This is a genomic window from Hydrogenophaga aquatica, from assembly GCF_054780915.1.
The window spans coordinates 444068-467172 of sequence record NZ_BAAGVK010000011.1; the positions used below are offsets into that span (position 1 = coordinate 444068).

The following is a 23105-nucleotide window of genomic DNA, read 5'->3' on the forward strand; positions in this document are numbered from 1 at the left end:
TACTTGGGTCAAAAGGCGTAACATGGCGGCTACTCACAAGAGGTGACCATGCAGCGGCAGAACACGCCACTTTCCCATGCACACAGGCTTGGTGCACACCCTTCGCGGACGTTGTTGTTCGCCCTCCTCACGGCGGTATCAACACTGCCTGCACACGCCGCCGGGGCGTGGGTCTGGGTCGACGAGAGCGGCCGCAAGGTCTACAGTGACCTTCCCCCTCCAGCCTCGGTTTCCGACCGCCAGATAGTGCAGCAGCCAGCAGCAGGCGCACGCATCGCTCCCCTGCCCGCTGCAGCGTCGGACACTCCGGCCAGCGCGTCATCTGCGGCGACGCCCGCTGCCGCGCCGCCCAAGCCGGACCCAGCCGAAGAAAAGAAACGCAAGGAAGCCCAGCAGGCCGAAGAGGCGCGGCGCAAGGCCGTCGAGGCCAAGAATGCCGAGATACGGGCTGAAAACTGCAAGCGTGCCACGTCCGCCATCAGCACCCTGAAATCCAACATGCGGCTGATGACCACCGACGCCCAGGGCCGGCAGGTCATCATGAGCAGTCAGACAAGATCCGACGAGACACGCCGCCTGGAACAGATCATCGCCGAGAACTGCCGCTAGGCGGCTTGGTCAGTACCCGGGCTTGGAACCCTTGCGGCGGCGCGAGAACAGGCCTGCCGTGCGAGCCCCCTGCTTGTTGAAGCGCTCCCTGCGCGCGACCTTGGGGTCAACACGAAGGTCCCTGCAGAACTCGACCCGGTCCCCCTCGCGCAGCACCTGCTCCGGCGACGCCTTGCGGCCCCACACGGAAACGCCCCAACCGGGCCCGGCTGGGCCCTCCTCGAAGCGCCGGTCCCAGCCGCTGACCCGCATGGCATCCGCCACCGTGGCGCCGGATTCAAGGGACAGCACCAGCTCCTCGACCTGCCGGGAAGCGCTTGCACAGACCAGGGTCACCTGCATGCCGGTCAATCGCTTCCGTAAACCTGATCGGCCCGCTTGACAAAAGCGTCCACCAGGCTGCCAGCGATGCGGTCGAACACGGGCCCCACCAACGCAGCCAGCGTGTTGCTGGAAAAGCCGTAGTTCAACGTGAAGTCTACCCGGCAGGCGCGCTGCGTGCCGTCGCCCAAAGGCGTGAACTCCCAAGTGCCATCCAGGTGCGAAAACGGGCCATCCACCAGCTCCAGGTGTATCCGCCGGTCTTCGACATGGGTGTTGCGCGTCGTGAAACTCTTGCGCAAGCCGCCAATCGACATCCCGATCGACGCCACCATGCCGTCAGGGGTTTCTTCCAGCACTTCCCCGCCGCTGCACCAGGGCAGGAACTCCTGGTAACGCCGCACGTCGGTGACCAGCGCGAACATTTCGTGCGCGCTGTGCCAGATCAAAACAGACTTGTGAACACTTTTCATACAATCATCGGCCGACGTGGGATTGTATTGGCCCGCCGGCACCCCATTTGTACGACATGTCTTCCGCCAAGAAAAACGCCAAACCCAAAGCCCGCGACAGCCGCATCGCCGAAAACAAGAAAGCCTCCTTCAACTACCACTTTGAAGAGCGCTTCGAGTGCGGCGTGGTGCTGGAAGGCTGGGAAGTCAAAGCCCTGCGCGAAGGCAAGGTCCAGCTGACCGACGGCTACGTGATGATCCGCGATGGCGAGCTGTTCCTGATCGGCTGCCTGATCAACCCGCTGCGCACGGCGTCCACCCACGTCAGCGCCGACAGCGCCCGGACCAAGAAGCTGCTGATGCACCGGGAGGAAATCCGCCGCCTGGTCGGCAAGGTGGAGCAAAAAGGCTACACCCTTGTCCCCATCAACCTCCACTGGAAGAACGGGCGGGTCAAGTGCGACATCGCCTTGGCCAAAGGCAAGGCCGAGCACGACAAGCGCGACACCATCAAGGAACGCGAAGGCAAGCGAGAAGTCGAACGCGCCCTGAAGCAGCGTCAACGCTGACGCGCGCTGGCGGCCACACCGCCAGCGCTGCCAGGATTTTCCTCAGTCCAGGCTCTTCAGCGGGTGGCTGTGCACCGGCCACGGACTCACAAAAAACGGCTCGACCATGCCGGGCGTCACGTCCTCGATTCGAGGGGGGTTCCAGCGCGGCGCATGGTCCTTGTCCACCGCCAGCGCCCGAATGCCTTCAACCGTCTCGCTGGCATGGCCCGCACGCTGCAGATGCACCGTCTGGAAGCAGTGACGCACCAGGTCACGTTCCATGCGCAGATCGTCTGCCAGCCCCATGTGCCGCGCACGGCGCACCTGCTCCAGAACCACGTGCAGCATCAGCGGGCTGCGCGTGCGCAGGATCTCCAGCGTCTTCTCGGCATTTCCGGTCGGCGTGCGCTGCAGCATCTCCACGATGTCCTGCACGGTCGGCTGCCCAAAGGCAGCCTCCACTTCGGCCGTCAGCAGCGGGGCATCGTCGGCGGCCTGCCGCGCCCAGCCGGCGCTGTCCATCCAGCTTTGCCATTCGGCCGCAAAGGCCTGGCTGCTGGCAGCCTTGATGTCCTGAAGCGCTTCCCATGCCTGAGGCAGGCTGTGCGCGGGCGCAATCACATCGGCAAGCCCGTAAGCCAGTGCCTCGTTGGCACCGATCACGTGGCCGGTCAAAGCCAGGTATTCACCCACGTGCCCCGGGCAACGGCTCAGGAAGTACCCGCCGCCCACGTCCGGAAACAGCCCGATATTGGTCTCGGGCATGGCCATCTTGGTGTGTTCGGTGACGATACGGACGCCCGCGCCCTGGCTGATGCCCATGCCCCCGCCCATGACGATGCCGTCCATGAACGCGATGTAAGGCTTGGGGTAGGTGAAGATGAGGTGATTGAGGGCGTATTCCTCGGTGAAGAAGTCCTCAAGCGCCGCGTCACCTGCAACAGCCGCCTGGTGAAAGAAGCGGATATCGCCGCCCGCGCAGAAGGCACCGAACAGGCCGTGCTTGCTGGTGCCACGGATGGCCACGGCACGAATCGCAGGATCGTCGCGCCAGGCCAGCAGCGCCTCGGTCAGCGCGCGGATCATGGGCAGGCTCAAGGCATTGAGTGCCTTGGGGCGGTTCAGCGTCAGCAAGCCAACGCCATTGGCGCTGACCTCAACGGTCACGTCCGGTGTCGTCCAGTTCATTCTTGTCTCCGGTGTCTTCAACTTCCAGCGTTTGAATGCGGTAGTGCCCCTCGCGCTCACGCCAGCCCAGCCACTCGTTGGCCACCAGCGCACCAAGCACCAGCACGCCGCCCTGCAGCACGTAGAGCTGAGGCACCTCATTCGCGCCAACCCACGCCAAGCCAATGCCGAACAGCACCTCCAGCAGGGCCAGCAGCGACATCTCGGGCGGTGTCAGCGAACGAGCACAAACCACGGCGAGCACACAGGGAATGGCCAATTGTCCCAGCCCCAGCCCGGCCAGCAGCGTCACATCGTGGACACTGGCCTGCATGGGCCACGCCAGCGGCAAGGTGACCAGCGACGACAGGAATGCGCCAATCAACACCGCAGGCACCAGATCGACGTGGCGCCCAGCCTGCTGGCTGCGCTGCACCAGGTTCCAGTTGATGGCCCCGCCGATGGGTGCGCCGAGTGCCACCAGGCTGCCCAGCAGGTTGCCTTCGCCCAGCTGGCGGCCAAACATCCAGGCGATGCCCAGGCCGGCCACGAGAATGGCGATCCAGGTGCGGCGGGCCAGCCGCTGCCCGAAGAACACGCTGGACACCAGTGCGGTGATGAGCGGCCCGGCGGCCAGCGTAATGAGCACGTTTGCCACAGACGTGAGCGCCAGGCCTAGCATGAAGGCGGTGAACATGACCGCCCAGCAGGCGCCGGAAGCCCACAGCACCCAGCCCTCTTGCCGCATGCGCCGCCACACGCCCCAGCCCTGCCACACGGGCAGGATCACCAGCAGCGACAGCAGCGTGAAGAAGCTGCGCCAGAAGGTGATCTCGAAGGCCTGCGCCTGCTCCAACTGACGCGTGACCACACCTGCAGTGGACCACAGGAAGGTGACCAGAAGCATCAGGCCAACGGCCTGACCGTGGCGTATCTTCATGCGCCTTCGCGTTGTGCGCGCTTGCGCTCGTGCTCTTTCAGGTGGCGCTTGCGCAGGCGGATGCTCTTGGGCGTGATCTCGACCAGTTCGTCGTCGTCGATGAAGTCCACACCGTATTCCAGCGTCAGCTCGATCGGCGGGGTGATCTTGATCGCGTCTTCCTTGCCGCTGACGCGGAAGTTGGTCAGCTGCTTGGTGCGGGTGGCGTTGACCACCAGATCGTTGTCACGGCTGTGGATACCGATGATCATGCCTTCATACACCGGGTCGCCGGCCTTCACGAACATACGGCCGCGGTCGTCCAGCTTGCCCAGCGCGTAGGTGAAGATCTCGCCATCGTCCATGGAGATCAGCACGCCGTTCTTGCGTCCGCCGATGTCACCCTTGTGCGGCTCGTAGCCGTCAAAGATGGACGCGATCAGGCCCGAGCCGCGGGTGAGGTTCAGGAATTCGTTGCTGAAGCCGATCAGGCCACGAGCAGGAATGCGGTACTCCAGACGGACGCGCCCACGGCCGTCCGGCTCCATGTTGACCATTTCGCCCTTGCGCAGGCCCAGCGCCTGCATCACGCCGCCCTGGTGCTCTTCTTCCACGTCGGCGGTCACCAACTCCATCGGCTCGTGCTTCTCGCCGTTGATATCCTGGAACACCACACGCGGCTTGGACACGGCCAGTTCGTAGCCTTCGCGGCGCATGTTCTCCAGCAAGATGGTCAGGTGCAGTTCGCCCCGGCCAGCCACTTCGAAAATGCCGTCCTCGTCGGTTTCCTTGACGCGCAACGCCACGTTGTGCTGCAGTTCCTTCTGCAGGCGGTCCCAGATCTGGCGGCTGGTCACGAACTTGCCTTCGCGGCCAGCCAGCGGGCTGTTGTTGACGCAGAAGTTCATGATCAGGGTCGGCTCGTCCACCTTCAGCATGGGCAGCGGTGCGGGCGTGTCCACGCTGGTCACCGTCACGCCAATGCCGATGTCCTCAATACCGTTGATCAGCACGATGTTGCCCGGGCCGGCAGCCGTGGTCTGCATGCGGTCCAGGCCCTGGAAAGTCAGCACCTGGTTGATGCGGCCCTTGACACGCTTGCCATCCGGGCCCTCACACACCAGCACGTCCATGCCCGGCTTGATGGTGCCCGCGTTGACGCGGCCCACGCCGATGCGCCCCACGAAGGACGAGTAGTCCAGCGCGGAAATCTGCAGCTGCAGCGGCGCATCTGCATCGCCAGCGTGCGCGGGCACGTGCTTCAGGATGGTATTGAACAGGGCCGACATGTCGGGGCCCCACTGCTCGCCCGGCGCGCCCTCTTCCAGCGACGACCAGCCGTTGATGCCCGAGGCGTACACCACCGGAAAGTCCAACTGCTCGTCGGTCGCGCCCAGCTTGTCGAACAGGTCGAAAGCGGCGTTGATGACCTTGTCCGGGTTGGCGCCGGGCTTGTCCACCTTGTTGACCACCACGATGGGCTTGAGGCCCAGGGCCAGAGCCTTCTTGGTCACGAAGCGGGTCTGCGGCATCGGGCCTTCCTGGGCGTCGATCAGCAGCACCACGCCGTCCACCATGGACAGGGCGCGTTCCACTTCACCGCCGAAGTCGGCGTGGCCCGGGGTGTCCACGATGTTGATGTGCGTGCCTTCCCAGCTCACGGCGCAGTTCTTGGCCAGAATGGTGATGCCACGCTCGCGTTCGATGGCGTTGTTGTCCATCACGGTGTCCACGACTTTTTCGTGTTCCGCGAAGGTGCCGGACTGACGCAGCAGCTGGTCGACCATGGTGGTCTTGCCGTGGTCAACGTGGGCGATGATGGCGATGTTGCGAATGGGAGTGCTCATGGTTGGCTTTCCAGGATCTGTTGAATTTCGATGGGGCTCAACAGGCGCCCCGGTATGAGTTCACCGGCCTTGACGTGCGCCGTGCCCAAAAGGGCTGCGGGCTTGTCGCCGTAGACGGCCACGTGTGTTGCGTCGGCCCACGCTCCGCGACGGCGCAAGCCGCTGAGGAAGCGGGCTGCATCGTCGCTGCCGAGAGTGACGCGCGCATGTCCTGCCAGCAAGGTGTCCACAGGCAGCAAGATGCTCAGCCGCTGGTCTTCCGGCAGAGCCTCTATCTGCTCCAGCGTGATGCAGCGCTCCAGCCCGAAGCCACCGGTTTCGACCCGGCGCAGCGCCGACAGGTGCGCGCCGCAACCCAATGCGGCGCCAATGTCTTCACCCAGCGTACGGATGTACGTGCCCTTGCTGCAATGCACACGCAGACGCAGCGATGGCATGTCCGAAGCCAGATCGGCATCCAGCATTTCAAGTTCGTGGATGGTCACCTGACGCGGTTCGCGTTCCACTTCCACCCCCGCACGGGCGTATTCGTAAAGCGCCTTGCCGTCCTTCTTGAGCGCGCTGTGCATGGGCGGGAGTTGGCTGACGGGACCGGTGAAGCGGTCCAGCACTTCCACCACCTGGCCCATCGTGCAGGCCACCGTGCGGCGCTCGGTCACCTCGCCTTCGGCGTCGCCGGTGGACGTTTTCTCGCCCAGGCGCAAGGTGGTCTCGTAGGTCTTGTCGGCGTCCAGGTGCAGCTGGCTGAACTTGGTGGCGGCGCCAAAACACAAGGGCAGCACACCCGTGGCCAGTGGGTCCAAGGTACCCGTGTGGCCCGCCTTTTCGGCGCGCAGCAACCACTTGACCTTTTGCAAGGCCTGATTGCTGGAAAGTCCCACGGGTTTGTCGAGCAGCACCACCCCATGCACGGGGCGACGCTGCACCCGTGCGCGGGGAACAGCCGTCATGTCAGTCGGAATCCTTGGAGCGGGACGCCACAGCCTTGGCGATCAGGGCGTTCATATCGGCCGCACGCTCTACGCTGCGGTCGAAGTGGAAATGCAAGGTCGGCACGGTGTGGATGTGCAGCCGCTTGAACAAGCCGTTGCGCAGAAAGCCGGCGGCCTGGTTCAGCGCCAGCTCGGTTTCCTGCGGGTCACCCGTCAACAGGCTGAAGTACACCTTGGCGTGTGCATAGTCCGGCGTCACCTCCACCGCCTGCAGCGTGACCATGCCCACGCGCGGGTCTTTCAACTCGCGAGCGATGAGCTCGGTCAGGTCGCGCTGGATCTGGTCGGCGACCTTGAAGCTGCGGTTGGAGGGTGATTTCTTGGCGGGCATGGCGTCGCTCAGATCGTACGTGCGATTTCCTTGATCTCGAAGAGCTCCAGCACGTCACCTTCCTTGATGTCGTTGTAGTTCTTGAGCTTGATACCGCACTCGAAACCTTCCTTGACCTCGCGCACGTCGTCCTTCTCGCGCTTGAGCGAGTCGAGTTCGCCGGTGTAGACGACCACGTTGTCGCGCAGCAGGCGGAAGTGGGCAGAACGCGTGGCACGGCCGTGCGTGATCATGCAACCTGCCACCGTACCGATCTTCGACGCCACGAACACGCGGCGGATTTCGGCGGTACCGATGACTTCCTCGCGCTTCTCTGGCGCCAGCATGCCGGACATGGCTGCCTTCAACTCGTCCACGGCGTCGTAGATGATGTTGTAGTAGTGCAGATCCACATCGTTGGCTTCAGCGTGCTTGCGGGCACCAGCGTCGGCGCGGACGTTGAAACCAATGATGATGGCCTTGGAGGCGATCGCCAGGTTCACGTCGGATTCGCTGATGCCACCCACGCCCGCATAGACCAGCTGCACGCGCACCTCGTCGGTGGACAGCTTGAGCAGCGACGCGGCCAGTGCCTCCTGCGAACCTTGCACGTCGGCCTTGATGATGATGGGCAGGGTCTTGACCTCGCCCGCCTGCATGTCGGCGAACATGTTCTCGAGCTTGGCGGCCTGCTGCTTGGCCAGCTTGGTCGAACGGAACTTGCCTGCACGGTAGGTTGCAATTTCACGGGCCCGGCGCTCGTCGGCCAGCACCATGAATTCGTCGCCAGCCTGCGGCACCTCGGCAAGGCCCTGGATTTCCACGGGGATGGACGGACCGGCTTCCTTGGTGGCACGGCCGTTCTCGTCGAGCATGGCGCGCACGCGGCCAGATGTCTGGCCAGCCAGCACCACATCGCCCACCTTGAGCGTGCCAGACTGCACCAGCACGGTGGCCACGGCACCACGGCCTTTGTCCAGCCGGGCTTCGATCACCAGGCCCTTGGCCATGGCTTCGACCGGTGCCTTGAGTTCCAGAACCTCGGCCTGCAGCAGCACTTGCTCAAGCAGTTCGTCCACACCCATGCCGGTCTTGGACGACACAGCGACGAAGGGAGAGTCACCACCGAATTCTTCGGGGACCACTTCCTCGGCCACCAGTTCAGCCTTGACGCGCTCGACGTTGGCCTCGGGCTTGTCGGCTTTGGTCATGGCCACGACGATGGGCACCCCAGCCGCCTTGGCGTGCTTGACGGCTTCCTTCGTCTGGGGCATGACGCCGTCGTCTGCCGCGCAGACGAGAATAACGATGTCGGTGGCCTGCGCGCCACGGGCACGCATGGCCGTGAAGGCCTCGTGACCCGGGGTGTCCAGGAAAGTGACCATGCCGCGCGGCGTGTCAACGTGATAGGCACCAATGTGCTGCGTGATGCCGCCAGCCTCACCTGCCGCAACCTTGGCACGGCGGATGTAGTCCAGCAGCGAGGTCTTGCCGTGGTCGACGTGGCCCATGACGGTGACCACCGGCGCGCGCGGCATGAGTTCGGCTTGCTGGGAGGACACTTCCTCCTCGGTGAACGCCTCGGGGTCGTCCAGTGCCGCTGCCAAGGCCTTGTGGCCCAGTTCCTCCACCACGATCATCGCGGTGTCCTGGTCGAGCGACTGGTTGATGGTGACCATCTGGCCCAGTTTCATCAACTGCTTGATGACCTCGGACGACTTCAGAGCCATCTTGTGCGCCAGTTCGGCCACGGTGATGGTCTCGGGCACGTGCACCTCGATCACCTTCTGCTCGGCCGGTGCCGAGAAGCTGGAGGACTGCTCGCGGTCGTCGCGGCCGCCACGGCGGTTGCCGCCCTTGGGGCCAGCGCGCCAGTTGCTGCCACCCCGGCTCGGGCCGGTGTCGCCACGTGTCTTCAGTTCCTTCTTCTTGCCTGCGTCATCCTTCCAGGTGGACGACAGGTTTTCGGACTTCACTTCCTTCTTGCCGCCAGCGGCGCCAGGCGCTGCGGCGGGCGCGGCCTTGGGGGCCGAAGCCGGCTTGTGCAGCGTGCCCTTGATACCCGCCTTCGCATCGGCGGCTGGCTTGGGTTCCTCGGGCTTCTTGGCCACGAGCACCTTTTTCGGGGCGGCCATCATGGCGCGGATGGCTTCGGCCTCCGCCAGTGCCTTGCGACGGCGCTCGTCAAGGTCTCTGGCACGCTCGGCCTCGGCCTGCTTTTCGGCCTCAAGGCGCTGCTTGGCCAGCTGTTCGGCTTCGGCCTTGGCGGCGGCGCGGGCCACATCCTCGGCGGGCGCAGCAACCGGCTCAACCTCTTCCGCGGGCACGGCAACGGCTTCTGCCTTGGCGCGCGCCTCGGCTTCGGCGCGGGCCTGCGCCTCGGCGGCCTGACGCTGGCGCTCGGCCTCGGCTGCGCGGGCCTCCTGCTCTTCGCGCTCACGGCGCTTCTGGGCGAGTTCTTCCTCCTGACGGCGCAGGAGCTCTGCCTGGCGGCGCGCTTCTTCCTCGCGGCGGGCCAGCTCGGCCTCATCCACAGCGGAAACGGCGGGAATGGCCTCCTCGTCGCCCGAAGAAGCAGACGGCTCATCATCACGCTTGATGAAGGTGCGTTTCTTGCGCACTTCCACCTGGATGGTGCGGGCACGCCCGGTGGCGTCGGCCTGCTTGATCTCGGTGGTGGACTTCTTGGTCAGCGTGATCTTCTTGCGCTCGGCGCTGGCCGTGCCATGGCTGGCCTGCAGGTAGCTGAGGAGCTTGTGCTTGTCCGACTCGGAAACCGGGTCGGCCGGGGAGTTCTTAGACACGCCCGCGCTGGCCAGCTGTTCCAGCAGGACAGAGGTGGGCTTGTTCAGTTCGGCGGCGAATTCTGCGACGGTATTGCTAGACATATAGTTTCTTCTCCGTTAGGCCTCCGTGATCAGGACTGCGCGTTCGCGTCGTCACCGGTGAACCAGTGTTCGCGCGCCTTCATGATCAGGGCCGTCGCTTCTTCGGGCGTCTGGCCGGTGATGGCGGTCAATTCGTCGGTGGCCAGATCGGCCAGCTCGTCACGGGTGTGCACACCGCCTTCGGCCAGCTTGGCGATCAGGTCTGTGGTCAGTCCGTCGAGGTCACGCAGGTCCTGCGACACCTCTTCAACGCTTTCTTCCTTGGCAATTTCCATCGTCAGCAGCGCATCCTTGGCGCGGGCGCGCAGTTCGTTGACGGTGTCTTCGTCGAAGGATTCGATCTCGAGCATTTCCTGCAGCGGCACATAGGCCACTTCTTCCAGGCTGGTGAAGCCTTCCTCGATCAGGATGTCGGCGATCTCTTCGTCCACGTCCAGCTTGGCCATGAACAGGCTGCGGATGGCACTGGCTTCTTCAGCCTGCTTCTGCGCCGACTCGTCGGCGGTCATGATGTTGATCTTCCAGCCCGTCAGGTCGGATGCGAGACGCACGTTCTGCCCGCCGCGGCCGATGGCGATGGCCAGGTTTTCCTCGTCCACCACCACGTCCATGGCGTGGCGCTCCTCGTCCACCACGATGGATTGCACGTTGGCGGGCGCCAGCGCGCCGATGACGAACTGCGCCGGATCCTCGCTCCACAGCACGATATCCACACGCTCACCAGCCAGTTCGTTGGTCACTGCGTTCACGCGGGAGCCACGCACACCCACGCAGGTGCCGATGGGATCGATGCGCTTGTCGTGCGACAGCACGGCGATCTTGGCGCGCGAACCCGGGTCACGGGCGCAGGATTTGATCTCCAGCAGGCCTTGCTCGATCTCGGGAACTTCCTGGCGGAACAGCTCGATCATGAAGTCAGGCGCGGCACGGGACAGCAGGATGGGAGCACCGCGCAGGGTCAGGTCGACTTCCATGATCATGGCGCGCACGCGGTCGCCCGAGCGGAAGTTTTCCTTCGGGATCATTTCGCCGCGCTTGAGGCGGCCTTCGACACGGCCGCTCTCCACGATCACGTCGCCCTTGTCCAGGCGCTTGACGGTACCGACAAAAATCTTGTCGCCGCGGGACATGAAGTCGTTGAGCAGCATTTCGCGTTCGGCATCACGGATGCGCTGCAGGATCACCTGCTTGGCGGCCATGGCGCCGATGCGGCCGATGGGCACGGACTCGATCTGAGTCTCGATGTAGTCACCCACCTGAATGCCGGGATGGTCTTCGATGGCGTCGGAGTACATCTCCTCGGCATCGGGGTTCTGCAGGCCGGCCTCATCGGGCACGACGAGCCAGCGGCGGAAGGTTTCGTAGGCACCGCTGTCGGGGTCGATGGCGACGCGGATGTCCACCTCACCCTTGTGCAGCTTCTTGGTGGCAGAGGCGAGCGCCGACTCCACGGCACCCAGGACGACGTCGCGCTCCACGTTCTTCTCGCGGGAGATCGCATCGATCAACATCAACATTTCGCGGTTCATTTGACTCGCCTGCCTTTCCGTTCTCTGCTGCTATCTGAATAAAGTTCAAACCTGAGGTTCGCCCGCGTTGCCCGCGCCGCGCCCCTTGAAATTCACGATGGGTGCCAGCCTGGCTTCGCGGATCTCGTCCAGCGTGAAGCCCAGCGCGTGCACCGGTGCCGGTGCGGCCTTCTTGCTGACGCGCTGCCCGGGCTTGCGTTGCGGCTCGTCGCTCCAGACGATCTGCCAGCCTTCACCGCTTTCCGGCCGCTCCAGCGTGCCGCGGAACTTCTTGCGGTTCGCAGCCACGGCGCCACCAGCCGCGCCAATGGGTTCCTTGAGGGTGATGTCCACCACCTGGCCAACGAAGCGCAGGAAATCGTTCTCGTTGCGCAGCGGCCGGTCAATACCGGGCGAACCCACCTCCAGGCGCTTGTAATCCACGTTTTCCACTTCCAGCAGGTACTGGAGCTGGCGGGTCACTTTCTCGCAGTCCTCAACGGTGACGAAACGCTCGGGTTCACCCTGAACCCAGGGCCAGTCGATGGTGACGCGCAACAGACCACCCGCAGACCGCTCCAGGTCCACCAAGTCAAAGCCCAGACCGGTGACGGTCTGCTCCAGGGTTTGCTGCCAAGTCATGTCTGCGCGTGTTTCCTGCGTGCTGTTTGTAGGTGCAATTGCGAACGAGCCAAAAAAAAAAGGGCCGGTAGATACCCGCCCATTTGGTCGTGAAGCTCGCATTTTAGCACGACTGCAGCAACTGTGCAGCACATTTCGTGCCTACCCCACCCGAAACACCCCACACCTGCAGGCACGCCCCGCCCATCAGGGCCGAGCCCACATAATCCCCGGCGATCCATCCACCAAGGAAATCCATGATCGACGTTTACAGCTGGCCCACACCGAACGGCCACAAGGTTCACATCATGCTCGAAGAATGCGGCCAGCGACTGGGCCGCGACTGGCAGGTCCACCCCGTCAACATTGGCGCGGGCGACCAGTTCCAGCCTGCCTTCCTCGAGATCAGCCCGAACAACAAGATTCCGGCGATCGTGGACCCGCAGGGGCCGGACGGCAAGCCGATCTCGCTTTTCGAGTCGGGCGCCATTCTTCTGTATCTGGCATCCAAGTACGGCAAGCTCCTGCCCAAAACAGACCGGCAGAAATACGAAGTGCTGCAGTGGCTGATGTTCCAGATGGGCGGTGTCGGCCCCATGCTGGGGCAGACCCATCACTTCCGCATCTATGCACCCGAGAAGATCGACTACGCCGTCAACCGGTACACGAACGAAGCCCGGCGCCTCTACAGCGTGATGGACAAGCGTCTGGCGTCCAGCCCCTACCTGGGCGGACGCAGCTACAGCATCGCCGACATAGCCGTGTTCCCCTGGCTGCGCAGTTGGCAGAACCAGGGCATAGACTGGACAGACTACCCGCACCTGAAAGCCTGGTTCGACAAGATTGCCGCGCGTCCGGCGGTGCAGCGCGCCGTGCAGGTGCTGGCGGACGCCCGCAAACCCCTGACCGACGACAAGTCGCGGCAAGTGCTGTTCGGCTCGACGCAATACCAGAAAAGATGAACCCTGGCTCTCGGCACCGTCCCCGAGCGGCTACAATGGCGGGCTGACGTCGGAGCGTAGCGCAGTCTGGTAGCGCATCTGCTTTGGGAGCAGAGGGTCGAAGGTTCGAATCCTTTCGCTCCGACCATTTGGACAAAGACAAAGGCCCACTCGTTGGGCCTTTGTTCCTTCAACACTGCCCGTAGCTCAACTGGATAGAGCAGCTGCCTTCTAAGCAGCAGGTCGGGGGTTCGAGTCCCTCCGGGCAGGCCACCCGCCTAGGCGCTTCGCCATGAATTCGCTGCTCGCCCGCCTGCAACCGTACCCCTTCGAGCGTCTGCGCCAGTTGTTCGCCGACGTGACGCCCAACCCGGCCTACCGCCCCATCAGCCTGGGCATTGGCGAGCCCCGCCACCCCACCCCGGGTTTCCTCAAGGACCGTCTGTGCGAAGCCATCCAGTCACCTGACGGCGGCCTGGCCACCTACCCTGCCACGGGCGGCACACCGGAACTCAAACAGGCCTGCGCGACGTGGATGGAGCGGCGCTACGGCCTCCAGCTCGACCCGGCCACGCAGATCCTGCCGGTCAACGGCTCGCGCGAAGCCTTGTTTGCCCTGGCGCAGGTGGTGGTGGACCCGCGCGCCTTCGCCCAGGGCACAGAGCCCGTGGTTGTCTGCCCCAACCCGTTCTACCAGATCTACGAGGGCGCGGCCTACCTGGCCGGTGCGCAACCCTGGTTCGCCCCCAGCGACCCGGCGCGCAACTTCGCCACCGACTGGGCCAGCGTGCCCGAGGACGTGTGGCGCCGCACGCAGCTGCTCTACACCTGCTCTCCGGGCAACCCCACCGGTGCCGTCATGCCGCTGGAAGAGTGGAAGATGCTGTTCGAGCTGAGCGACAAGTACGGCTTCGTGATCGCGTCGGACGAGTGCTACAGCGAGATCTACTTCCGCGATGAACCGCCGCTGGGCGGCCTGGAAGCGGCTGCCAAGTTGGGCCGCAGCGATTTCCGAAACCTGATCGCGCTCACCAGCCTGTCCAAGCGCAGCAACGTGCCCGGGCTGCGCAGCGGCTTCGTGGCCGGTGACGCCAGGCTGATCAAGCCCTTCCTGCTGTACCGCACCTACCACGGCAGCGCCATGAGCACCACGGTGCAGACGGCCAGTGCGGCCGCCTGGCTGGACGAGGCCCACGTGGTGGACAACCGCGCGCAGTACCGCGCCAAGTTTGCTGAGGTCACGCCCCTGCTGTCGCCGGTGATGAACGTGGCCTTGCCCGACGCCGGTTTCTACCTTTGGGCCGAGGTGCCGAAGCGTTTCGGCGGACTGGAAAACGGCAGCGACACCGACTTTGCCCGTGCCCTGCTCGCCCAATACAATGTCACCGTTTTGCCAGGCAGCTACCTGGCGCGCGAGGCCCGTGGCTTCAACCCGGGCGCGCAGCGCGTGCGCATGGCGCTGGTTGCCGAAACGGCCGAGTGCGTCGAGGCCGCACGCCGCATCGTCGAATTCATCCAAACCTCCAAGTGAGACACCATGACGCAACAACTGCAACAGATCATTGAAAACGCCTGGGAAAACCGCGCCCAGCTGTCCGCCACCACGGCACCCCAGGAAGTCACGGATGCCGTGGAGCACGTGATCGCCGAACTGAACGTGGGCAAGCTGCGCGTGGCCACCCGCGAAGGCGTTGGTCAGTGGACCGTGCACCAGTGGATCAAGAAAGCGGTGCTGCTGAGCTTCCGCCTGAAGGACAACGAGATCATGCAGGCTGGTGACCTGGCCTTCTACGACAAGGTCCCCACCAAGTTCGCCCACCTGTCGCCCCAGGAAATGGCTGCCACCGGCGTGCGCGTGGTGCCCCCGGCCGTTGCCCGCCGCGGCAGCTTCATCGCCCGTGGCGCCATCCTCATGCCCAGCTACGTGAACATCGGCGCCTACGTGGACGAAGGCACCATGGTCGACACCTGGGCCACCGTGGGTTCCTGTGCACAGGTCGGCAAGAACGTGCACCTCTCCGGCGGCGTGGGCCTGGGCGGCGTGCTCGAGCCCCTGCAAGCCAACCCCACCATCATCGAGGACAACTGCTTCATCGGTGCACGTTCCGAGATCGTCGAGGGCGTCATCGTCGAAGAGAACTCCGTCATCTCCATGGGCGTGTACATCGGCCAGAGCACCCCGATCTACGACCGCGCCACTGGCGAAGTCAGCTACGGCCGCGTGCCTGCGGGCTCCGTGGTGATCAGTGGCAGCCTGCCCAAGGACGGTGGAAAATACAGCCTGTACGCGGCCGTCATCGTCAAGCGCGTGGATGCGCAGACCCGTGCCAAGACCAGCCTGAACGATCTGCTGCGCGACTGACCTGCACACCACACATCGGGGGACTAGGCATGGCCAACGGGATGATGGAAAAACTGCTGCGCCTGATGGCCGAGAAGAAGGCGTCTGACGTCTACCTGTCGGCCAATTCCCCCGTGCAGATCAAGATCAACGGCGTGTGCATGCCCGTGAACGGGCAACCGCTGCCGGTGGACGCTCCCCAACAGCTGCTGGAAGAGATCGTCAGCCCCGAGCAGATGAAGGAATTCGAGAGCACGGGCGAGCTCAACATTGCTGTGCCCCTCAGCGGCGTGGGCCGGTTCCGCGTCAGCGCCATGCGCCAGCGGGGCAGCTGTGCGGTCGTGGTCCGCTTCATCAGCACCGAGATCCCTGGCATCGAGTCGCTCAACATTCCTCCCGTGCTGGCAGAGATGATCCTGGCCAAGCGCGGCCTGATGCTGGTGGTAGGCGCCACGGGTTCCGGCAAGAGCACCACGCTGGCGTCATTGCTCGATCACCGCAACACCAACCTCTCCGGCCACATCCTCACCATCGAGGACCCGGTCGAATACCTGTTCAAGAACAAGAAGTCCATCGTCAACCAGCGCGAGGTGGGCACGGACACGGCATCGCTGCAGATCGCCCTGAAGAACGCACTGCGCCAGGCACCCGACGTGATCCTGATCGGTGAGATCCGCGACCGCGAGACCATGTCGCAAGCCATTGCCTATTCCCAGTCGGGCCATCTGGTGCTGGCCACGATGCACGCGAACAACAGCTACCAGGCACTCAACCGGGTACTGAACTTCTACCCTGTGGAGGTGCGCCCCTCCATGCTCAACGACCTGGCTTCGGCGCTCAAGGCGATCGTTTCGCAGCGCCTGTTGCGCACCGTGGATGGCGGCCGCATGCCGGCGGTGGAAGTGCTGGTGAACACCCGCCTGGTCAGCGAGCTGATCGAAAAAGGCGACTTCTTCGGCGTGCGCGAGGCACTGGAAAAATCCATGGCGGAAGAGTCCCAGACCTTCGAAGCCGACTTGGCGCGGCTGGTGGTGGCCGGCAAGGTCGACCGCAAGGAGGCCCTGGCCTACGCGGACTCCCCCACCAACCTGATGTGGCGCCTGGAAAACGACGTTGCATTGCGGCACAAACCCGGCGCCGGCCCTGCCGCCGACCAGCCAGAGACCAACGCTGGCCCTTCCTTCTCCGACTTCACGCTTGACGTGAAGCACTGACGCGAGCCCCTTGCCATGAGTTCCACCCTGCGCCTGACCGAGGCGCTGATTGCCCGTTCCTCCGTCACGCCTGACGACGCTGGCTGCCAGACCCTGATTGCAGATCGCCTGCAGCCGCTGGGCTTCGAATGCGAAACCCTGGTGAGCGGCCCCGATGACTTTCGCGTGACCAACCTGTGGGCCAAGCGCACTGCAGTCACGCCGGATGCACCTGTGCTGGTGTTCGCGGGGCACACCGACGTGGTGCCCACCGGTCCGCTCGACCAGTGGCTGAGCGATCCTTTCGTGCCGACACACCGCGAGGGCAAGCTCTTCGGCCGTGGCGCGAGCGACATGAAGGCATCGCTGGCAGCCATGGTTGTGGCTTGCGAGGAATTCTTTGCGCAGCATCCTGCGGCCAACCTGAGTGTTGCCTTCCTGCTGACCAGCGATGAAGAAGGCCCGGCCAACGACGGCACGGTCGTGGTCTGCCGCGCCTTGCAGGCGCGGAGCGAGCGTCTGGACTACTGCATCGTCGGTGAACCCACATCGGTGGAGCGCACGGGCGACATGATCAAGAACGGCCGCCGCGGCACCATGAGCGGGCGGCTGACGGTCAAGGGCATCCAGGGGCACATTGCCTATCCGCACCTGGCACGCAATCCCATCCACACGCTGGCACCAGCATTGACGGAGCTGGTAGGCACGCGCTGGGACGAAGGCAACGACCACTTCCCGCCCACCACCTGGCAGGTCAGCAACATCCACGGCGGCACGGGTGCCAGCAACGTCATCCCCGGCACCGTGGTGGTGGACTTCAACTTCCGCTTTTCCACCGAAAGCACGGCCGAAGGGCTGCAGCAGCGCGTGGCCGAAATCCTGGCCAAGCACGGCGTTGACGACTATGAGCTGAACTGGACGGTGGGTGGCCTGCCCTTCCTCACCCGCCCCGGTACGCTGGTGGATGCCGTGCGCGCGGCCATCCGCGAGGAAACCGGGCTGGAGACAGAACTCTCCACCACCGGCGGCACCAGCGACGGGCGCTTCATCGCGCAGGTTTGCCCGCAGGTCATCGAACTGGGCCCTCCCAACGCCACCATCCACAAGGTCAACGAATGCGTGGCCGTGGCCGATCTGGAACCGCTGAAGAACATCTACCGCCGCGTGCTGGAGCAATTGGCCAAGGTGCCGGCCACCGACGAGGTGACGCCATGACCCAGCCAGAGGGCACCCCGCCCCGCGATGTCGCGTCCTTGCTGGCGGTGGCAGAGACCCGCCTGGCACAAGCCCAGCTGGCCTACGGCCATGGCACCACCAACCCGCGGGACGAGGCCGCCTGGCTCGTTCTCTGGTCGCTCGGCCTGCCGCTGGACTGCGACCTGGAACAGGTGACCGCGCAACCGGTGGATGCCGCTCAGGCTGAACGCGCCATGGCTTTGGTGGAAGAGCGCATTGCCACACGCAAGCCCGCGGCCTACCTGACGCAGGAAGCCTGGCTGCAGGGCGTGCCTTTCCATGTGGACGAGCGCGTCATCGTGCCGCGCAGCTTCATTGCCGAGCTGATTGCCAATGCGGAAGGTGCCGAAAGCATCGACCCCTGGCTGGGCGAACACACCCGCAAGGTACTGGACTTGTGCACCGGCAACGGCAGCCTGGCTGTGCTGGCTGCCCTGGCCTGGCCCGACGTGCAGGTGGATGCCGCCGACATCTCTGCAGATGCGCTGGCAGTGGCCCGCATCAACGTGGAGCGCCACCAGTTGCAGGACCGTGTCCGCCTGGTGGAATCCGATGGCTGGTCTGCCCTGCCCGGCCGATACGACCTGATCCTTTGCAACCCGCCCTACGTGTGCCGCGCAGGCATGGATGCGCTGCCGCCGGAGTACCTGGCCGAACCGCGCATATCCCTCGACGGTGGTCTGCAAGGCGGCGATGACGGCATGGACTTCGTCCGTCACCTGCTGGCAGGCGCTGCGCAGCACATGAACCCCGGCGCCGTGCTGGTGCTGGAGATCGGCAACGAGCGCGAGCATTTCGAGCGCGCCTTTCCGCGCCTGGAAGCCTACTGGCCCGACACCACCTCGGGCACCGGGCCCATCGTCCTGCTCACGCAGGAGGCCCTGGCCGCACACGCTGCCCAGGCACAGGGGGCCGCATGATCACGCTGCGCAACGTCACGCTGCGCCGTGGCACCAAGGTCGTGCTCGACCAGGCCAACGCCACCATCAACCCCGGTGAAAAGGCGGGGCTCGTGGGCCGCAACGGCGCTGGCAAGTCCAGCCTGTTCGCGCTCCTGCAAGGTGTGCTGCATGAGGACAGCGGCGAATTCGCCTGGCCGCGGCAGTGGCGCCTGAGCCAGGTGGCGCAGGAGATGCCCGAGACCTCCCAGCCCTGCACGGAATTCGTCATCGACGGCGACACCCGCCTGAGCGAGGCGCGGCAGGAAGTGGCGCAGGCCGAAGCCAGTGGTGACGGCATAGCCATTGCCCACGCCCACACCGAGTTGCAGGACGCTGGCGCGCACGACGCAGAGGCCCGCGCCCAGGCCTTACTGCTGGGGCTGGGCTTCCAAGTCAACGAGCTTCAGCGCCCGGTCAACAGCTTCTCGGGCGGCTGGCGCATGCGCCTGCAGCTGGCGCGTGCGCTGATGTGCCCGAGCGACCTGCTGATGCTCGACGAACCCACCAACCACCTGGACCTGGACGCCCTGGTCTGGCTGGAAAGCTGGCTCAAACGCTACCAGGGCACCCTGCTCGTCATCAGCCACGACCGCGAGTTCCTGGACGCAGTCACGCAAGTCACCCTGCACATCGACCAGGGTCGGCTGACCCGCTACGGCGGCAACTACAGCCGCTTTGAAGACATGCGTGCCGAACAGATCACGCAGCAGCAGGCAGCTTATGCGCGGCAGCAGGACCGCATCGCCCACCTGCAACGCTTCATCGACCGCTTCAAGGCCAAGGCCACCAAGGCCAAGCAGGCGCAGAGCCGTGTCAAGGCGCTGGAACGCATGGAGAAGATCGCACCGGTGCTGACCGAGGCGGACTTCACCTTCGAATTCCAGGAGCCCGCGCAACTGCCCAACCCCATGCTCAGCCTGCGTGACGCCGCCTTTGGCTACCGCGCCGAGGACGGTGCCGAGGCCGTGATCGTGCGCAACGTCACGCGCTCGGTGCAAGCTGGTCAACGGCTGGGCATCCTGGGTGCCAACGGCCAGGGCAAGTCCACCTTCGTCAAGACGGTGGCACGTGCCCTGCCCCTGCTGGCGGGCACTGTCACCGAAGGCAAGGGCCTGAACATCGGCTACTTCGCCCAGCAGGAACTGGACGTGCTGCGGCCCGACGACAGCCCGCTGGCGCACATGATCCGCCTGGCGCGCGAAACCGAAGCCGCTGGCACACTCACCGGACAGTCCACCCGCGAGCAGGACCTGCGCAACTTCCTGGGCAGCTTCCAGTTCAGCGGCGACATGGTGCAGCAACCCGTGGGCACCATGAGCGGCGGCGAGAAGGCGCGGCTGGTGCTGTGCATGATCGTCTGGCAGCGCCCCAACCTGCTGCTGCTTGACGAACCGACCAACCACCTCGACCTGGCCACGCGCGAAGCACTGGCCGTCGCGCTCAACGAGTTCGAAGGCACGGTGATGCTGGTCAGCCACGACCGGGCGCTGCTGCGATCGGTTTGCGATGAGTTCTGGCTGGTCTCGCACGGGGGCATCTCCCCCTTTGATGGCGACCTGGACGACTACCAGCGCTACCTGCTTGACGTGGCCCGGCAAAAACGTGAGGCCGTGGCAGCGGCAGCCCGCCCCGAGGCGAGCCCCGCATCGCCTGCGGCAGAAGCACCCAAGCTCAATCCAGGGGAACAGCGCCGCCTGGACGCACAGCGCCGCCAGGCCCTGGCACAGAAGATCAAGCCCCACAAGCAGGAGCTGGAGAAGCTGGACCGGCGATTGGCCGAGATCCAGGCACTGCGCAGCGAACTGGAGCAGAAGCTGATGACGCCGCTTGACCCACAGGTGCTGGCCGATGCCGGGCGGCAGCTCAAACGCCTGGAAGAAGAAACCGAGGCAGCCGAGGAACGGTGGCTGGAGCTCAGTGATCTGATAGAGGGCATCGAAAAAGAAGCCCTACAGGCCTGAAGCCTCACGGAGAACTGCCCATGCGTCTGATTACTCGATGGTTGCGACGCGGGTGGCCGCTGCTGCTGGGCCTGCTGATCAGCCAACCTGCGCTTTCCGCCGACCCGTCTACGGCACCTGATGCGGGGCCGGGCGCAGCCCGTCCGCGCATCGGTCTGGTGCTGTCGGGCGGCGGTGCGCGGGGTTTTGCCCATGTGGGCGTTCTCAAGGCCCTGGAAGCCGCACGCGTGCCTGTGGACGTTGTCGTCGGCACCTCCATGGGCGCCATCATCGGCGGGCTTTACGCCAGCGGCATGCAGGTGGCCGACATCGAGCGCGAAATCCTCAAGGTGGACTGGGACGCCCTGTTCAGCCAGCGGGCGCCGCGCCAGAGCCTGTCGCAACGCCAGAAAGAGCAGGACTTCGAGTTCTCCCCCGTGCTGCAGTTGGGTTTCAAGGACGGTGAGTTCCGCCTGCCGCAAGGCGCCGTCTCCAGCCGTTCGCTGGAGCTGCTGTTGCGCCGTTACACGCTGCCCACACGCAACTTGCGCAGTTTCGATGAACTGCCCACACGCTTTCGCGCTGTGGCCACCGACATGGAAACCGGCGAGGCCGTCGTCCTGCACGGCGGCGACCTTGCCGCCGCCCTGCGCGCCAGCATGTCTGTGCCAGGTCTGTTTTCGCCGCTTCACTGGAACGACCGCATCCTGGGAGACGGCGGGCTGGTGAACAACCTGCCCGTGGACGTGGCCCGAGAACTCGGGGTGGACGCCATCATCGCCGTCAACATCGGCACTCCGCTGGCCAGCCGCGACACCCTGGACACCGTGCTGGGCGTCACCGTGCAGATGATCAACATCCTCACGGAACAGAACGTGCAACGCAGCATTGGCACGCTGACCCGCGCTGACCTGCTGCTTGCACCGCCGCTGGGAGCCATCACCGCGGCAGACTTCGACAAGGCCGAGGAGCTGGTCAGGCTCGGCAACGCCTATGCGCAGACCATGCAGTCGTCGCTGGAACGGTTCGCGGCGTCTCCGCAAAGCTACAGCGAGTGGCGCGAAGCCCGCGCCCGCATGCACCATGCACTGCAGGAACAGACCCAGACACGGCTGGCCTTTGTTCGCATCGAGGGTGTGCCGGACAGCCAGCAGCCCAGGCTGCACAGCCGCATAGACACCCGGGCTGGCGACCTGCTGGACCCCGCCAAGGTGGAAGCTGACTTGCAGCGCCTTGCCGCCACAGAGGACTTCGCGCGCATCGACTATCGGCTTGAACCATCGGCGGACTCCCCCGGCGAAGGCCTGGTGTATGAACTGCGTGACGACCCATGGGGCCGCAACCAGTTCCGCATCGGCCTGGACCTGCAGACCGACTTCCAGGGACAGGGCGCCTTCAACCTGCGGCTGAGTCACACGCGGCGCTGGTTCAACGAGCGTGGCGCGCAATGGCGCAACCAGCTGGAACTGGGCTCCACCATTGCGGCCCGCACCGAGCTGTTGCAGCCACTGGGGCTGACGCAAGGCCGATTCCTGAGTGCCTACGCTGACTATGAGCTGCGCAACATTGAACTCTTCGACGCCCAGGGCGACCCATTCGCCCGCTTCCAGCGGCACACCACCCGCGTGGGGCTGGATCACGGGTGGAGCCTGGGCCAGGCCGGTCACTGGGGGGACGTGCGCCTGGGCTGGATAGGGTCGCTGCGCAAATCCATCCCCCAATACATCAACGACGCCGAGCTCGCCAGCGTGCGCTCGCTGGAATGGACCGAAAGCGCACTGCGGCTTGGCGTTGTCACAGACCAGCTGGACCACGCCAATTTCCCCCAATCAGGGCACCGTTTCAAACTGGACGTGCAGGCCGGCCATACCCGCCAGGCTGGTGAAACCACCGGCTTCCTGCGCTGGGACAGCAGCATCACCGGCGTGACGACAAGGGGCGTGCACACCTGGAATGCACACCTCAGGCTGGCGCGCTCCAACCATGTGCCGCTGGGCGCCGTCGACGAGTATTCCCTCGGCGGGTTCCAGAACCTGTCGGGATACCGCGTTGGCCAGATCGTGGGCAACAACCTGCTGCTGGCCCGGCTGAGCTACTACCAGCGGTTGCCATTCGAGAGCGGCCCGGCACGCGCGCTGTTTGCTGGCGCCACGGCGGAGCTGGGCAACGCATGGACGAACAGCCGCGACATCTCCTGGCGGGGATTGCGCCTGGGCAGCAGCATCTTCATCGGTGCGGACACGGGTTTCGGCCCCGTCTACTTCAGCATCGTGCATGCCCCCCGGGGTTACACAGGGGTATATTTCCTGCTCGGAAGACCCTGACCCT

At 64.9% G+C, this 23105-nt stretch carries 20 protein-coding genes and 2 tRNA genes; 12 read left to right on the forward strand and 10 right to left on the reverse strand.

Annotation, left to right across the window (positions count from 1 at the left end; genetic code table 11):
* Window positions 1–114: 114 nt before the first annotated feature.
* A complete protein-coding gene (locus ACYVHH_RS09470) occupies window positions 115–609 on the forward strand; it encodes a DUF4124 domain-containing protein (protein ID WP_460564895.1) in 495 nt (164 codons plus the stop codon).
* Between the two features lie 9 nt (window positions 610–618).
* Here ACYVHH_RS09470 and ACYVHH_RS09475 read toward each other — a convergent pair whose 3' ends face one another.
* A complete protein-coding gene (locus tag ACYVHH_RS09475) occupies window positions 619–951 on the reverse strand; it encodes an RnfH family protein (RefSeq protein WP_460564896.1) in 333 nt (110 codons plus the stop codon).
* Window positions 952–956: 5 nt separating this feature from the next.
* A complete protein-coding gene (locus tag ACYVHH_RS09480; RefSeq protein WP_460564897.1) occupies window positions 957–1403 on the reverse strand; it encodes a type II toxin-antitoxin system RatA family toxin in 447 nt (148 codons plus the stop codon).
* 56 nt (window positions 1404–1459) lie between these two features.
* Between ACYVHH_RS09480 and smpB the strand changes: the two genes are divergently transcribed.
* Window positions 1460–1951, forward strand: coding sequence for an SsrA-binding protein SmpB (gene smpB / locus ACYVHH_RS09485; protein WP_460564898.1), 492 nt, complete (start codon window positions 1460–1462; stop codon window positions 1949–1951).
* A 42-nt stretch (window positions 1952–1993) separates the two neighbouring features.
* On the opposite strand, the gene ACYVHH_RS09490 is transcribed toward smpB, so the two are convergent.
* From ACYVHH_RS09490 to rimP, 8 genes are read right to left on the reverse strand one after another with little or no spacing between them, the layout of a single operon-like run.
* Window positions 1994–3121 (reverse strand): enoyl-CoA hydratase/isomerase family protein, encoded by a 1128-nt coding sequence (locus tag ACYVHH_RS09490; protein WP_460564899.1) that lies wholly within the window; start codon window positions 3119–3121, stop codon window positions 1994–1996.
* Window positions 3090–4040 carry a DMT family transporter gene (locus ACYVHH_RS09495; RefSeq protein WP_460564900.1) on the reverse strand — a complete coding sequence of 317 codons (951 nt, stop codon included), beginning with the start codon at window positions 4038–4040 and terminating at the stop codon, window positions 3090–3092. Before ACYVHH_RS09495 ends, ACYVHH_RS09490 begins: the two co-directional genes overlap by 32 nt.
* The gene (gene typA / locus ACYVHH_RS09500) at window positions 4037–5866 is read right to left on the reverse strand and encodes a translational GTPase TypA (RefSeq protein ID WP_460564901.1); all 1830 of its coding nucleotides are present in this window, start codon (window positions 5864–5866) and stop codon (window positions 4037–4039) included. The genes ACYVHH_RS09495 and typA overlap by 4 nt, the downstream gene beginning before the upstream one ends.
* On the reverse strand, window positions 5863–6816 hold the full coding sequence (truB, locus tag ACYVHH_RS09505; protein ID WP_460564902.1) for a tRNA pseudouridine(55) synthase TruB: 954 nt from the start codon (window positions 6814–6816) through the stop codon (window positions 5863–5865). Before truB ends, typA begins: the two co-directional genes overlap by 4 nt.
* Before the next feature lies 1 nt (window position 6817).
* Window positions 6818–7189 (reverse strand): 30S ribosome-binding factor RbfA, encoded by a 372-nt coding sequence (gene rbfA, locus ACYVHH_RS09510; protein ID WP_460564904.1) that lies wholly within the window; start codon window positions 7187–7189, stop codon window positions 6818–6820.
* A gap of 8 nt (window positions 7190–7197) precedes the next feature.
* A complete protein-coding gene (gene infB, locus ACYVHH_RS09515; protein WP_460564905.1) occupies window positions 7198–10056 on the reverse strand; it encodes a translation initiation factor IF-2 in 2859 nt (952 codons plus the stop codon).
* A 29-nt stretch (window positions 10057–10085) separates the two neighbouring features.
* Entirely contained in the window at window positions 10086–11585 is a 1500-nt protein-coding gene (gene nusA, locus ACYVHH_RS09520; protein ID WP_460564906.1) for a transcription termination factor NusA, read from the reverse strand.
* A gap of 45 nt (window positions 11586–11630) precedes the next feature.
* The gene (gene rimP / locus ACYVHH_RS09525; protein WP_460564907.1) at window positions 11631–12206 is read right to left on the reverse strand and encodes a ribosome maturation factor RimP; all 576 of its coding nucleotides are present in this window, start codon (window positions 12204–12206) and stop codon (window positions 11631–11633) included.
* A gap of 236 nt (window positions 12207–12442) precedes the next feature.
* Here rimP and ACYVHH_RS09530 point away from each other — a divergent pair, with 236 nt between their 5' ends.
* From ACYVHH_RS09530 to ACYVHH_RS09575, 10 genes are all read left to right on the forward strand, one after another.
* Window positions 12443–13147 carry a glutathione binding-like protein gene (locus tag ACYVHH_RS09530; protein WP_460564908.1) on the forward strand — a complete coding sequence of 235 codons (705 nt, stop codon included), beginning with the start codon at window positions 12443–12445 and terminating at the stop codon, window positions 13145–13147.
* Window positions 13148–13197: 50 nt separating this feature from the next.
* Window positions 13198–13274, forward strand: a tRNA-Pro gene (locus ACYVHH_RS09535).
* 48 nt (window positions 13275–13322) lie between these two features.
* Window positions 13323–13399 (forward strand) — tRNA-Arg (locus ACYVHH_RS09540).
* A gap of 19 nt (window positions 13400–13418) precedes the next feature.
* Window positions 13419–14657 carry a succinyldiaminopimelate transaminase gene (dapC, locus tag ACYVHH_RS09545; protein ID WP_460564909.1) on the forward strand — a complete coding sequence of 413 codons (1239 nt, stop codon included), beginning with the start codon at window positions 13419–13421 and terminating at the stop codon, window positions 14655–14657.
* Window positions 14658–14663: 6 nt separating this feature from the next.
* On the forward strand, window positions 14664–15488 hold the full coding sequence (dapD, locus tag ACYVHH_RS09550) for a 2,3,4,5-tetrahydropyridine-2,6-dicarboxylate N-succinyltransferase (RefSeq protein ID WP_460564910.1): 825 nt from the start codon (window positions 14664–14666) through the stop codon (window positions 15486–15488).
* A 29-nt stretch (window positions 15489–15517) separates the two neighbouring features.
* Window positions 15518–16681, forward strand: a complete 1164-nt coding sequence (locus ACYVHH_RS09555; RefSeq protein ID WP_460564911.1) for a PilT/PilU family type 4a pilus ATPase — start codon at window positions 15518–15520, stop codon at window positions 16679–16681.
* 15 nt (window positions 16682–16696) lie between these two features.
* A complete protein-coding gene (dapE, locus tag ACYVHH_RS09560) occupies window positions 16697–17875 on the forward strand; it encodes a succinyl-diaminopimelate desuccinylase (protein ID WP_460564912.1) in 1179 nt (392 codons plus the stop codon).
* Complete coding sequence (prmB, locus tag ACYVHH_RS09565; protein WP_460564913.1) at window positions 17872–18816, forward strand: 50S ribosomal protein L3 N(5)-glutamine methyltransferase; 945 nt, start codon at window positions 17872–17874, stop codon at window positions 18814–18816. The genes dapE and prmB overlap by 4 nt, the downstream gene beginning before the upstream one ends.
* The gene (locus ACYVHH_RS09570) at window positions 18813–20798 is read left to right on the forward strand and encodes an ABC-F family ATP-binding cassette domain-containing protein (RefSeq protein WP_460564914.1); all 1986 of its coding nucleotides are present in this window, start codon (window positions 18813–18815) and stop codon (window positions 20796–20798) included. Before prmB ends, ACYVHH_RS09570 begins: the two co-directional genes overlap by 4 nt.
* 20 nt (window positions 20799–20818) lie before the next feature.
* The gene (locus ACYVHH_RS09575) at window positions 20819–23101 is read left to right on the forward strand and encodes a patatin-like phospholipase family protein (protein ID WP_460564915.1); all 2283 of its coding nucleotides are present in this window, start codon (window positions 20819–20821) and stop codon (window positions 23099–23101) included.
* Window positions 23102–23105: the final 4 nt, after the last annotated feature.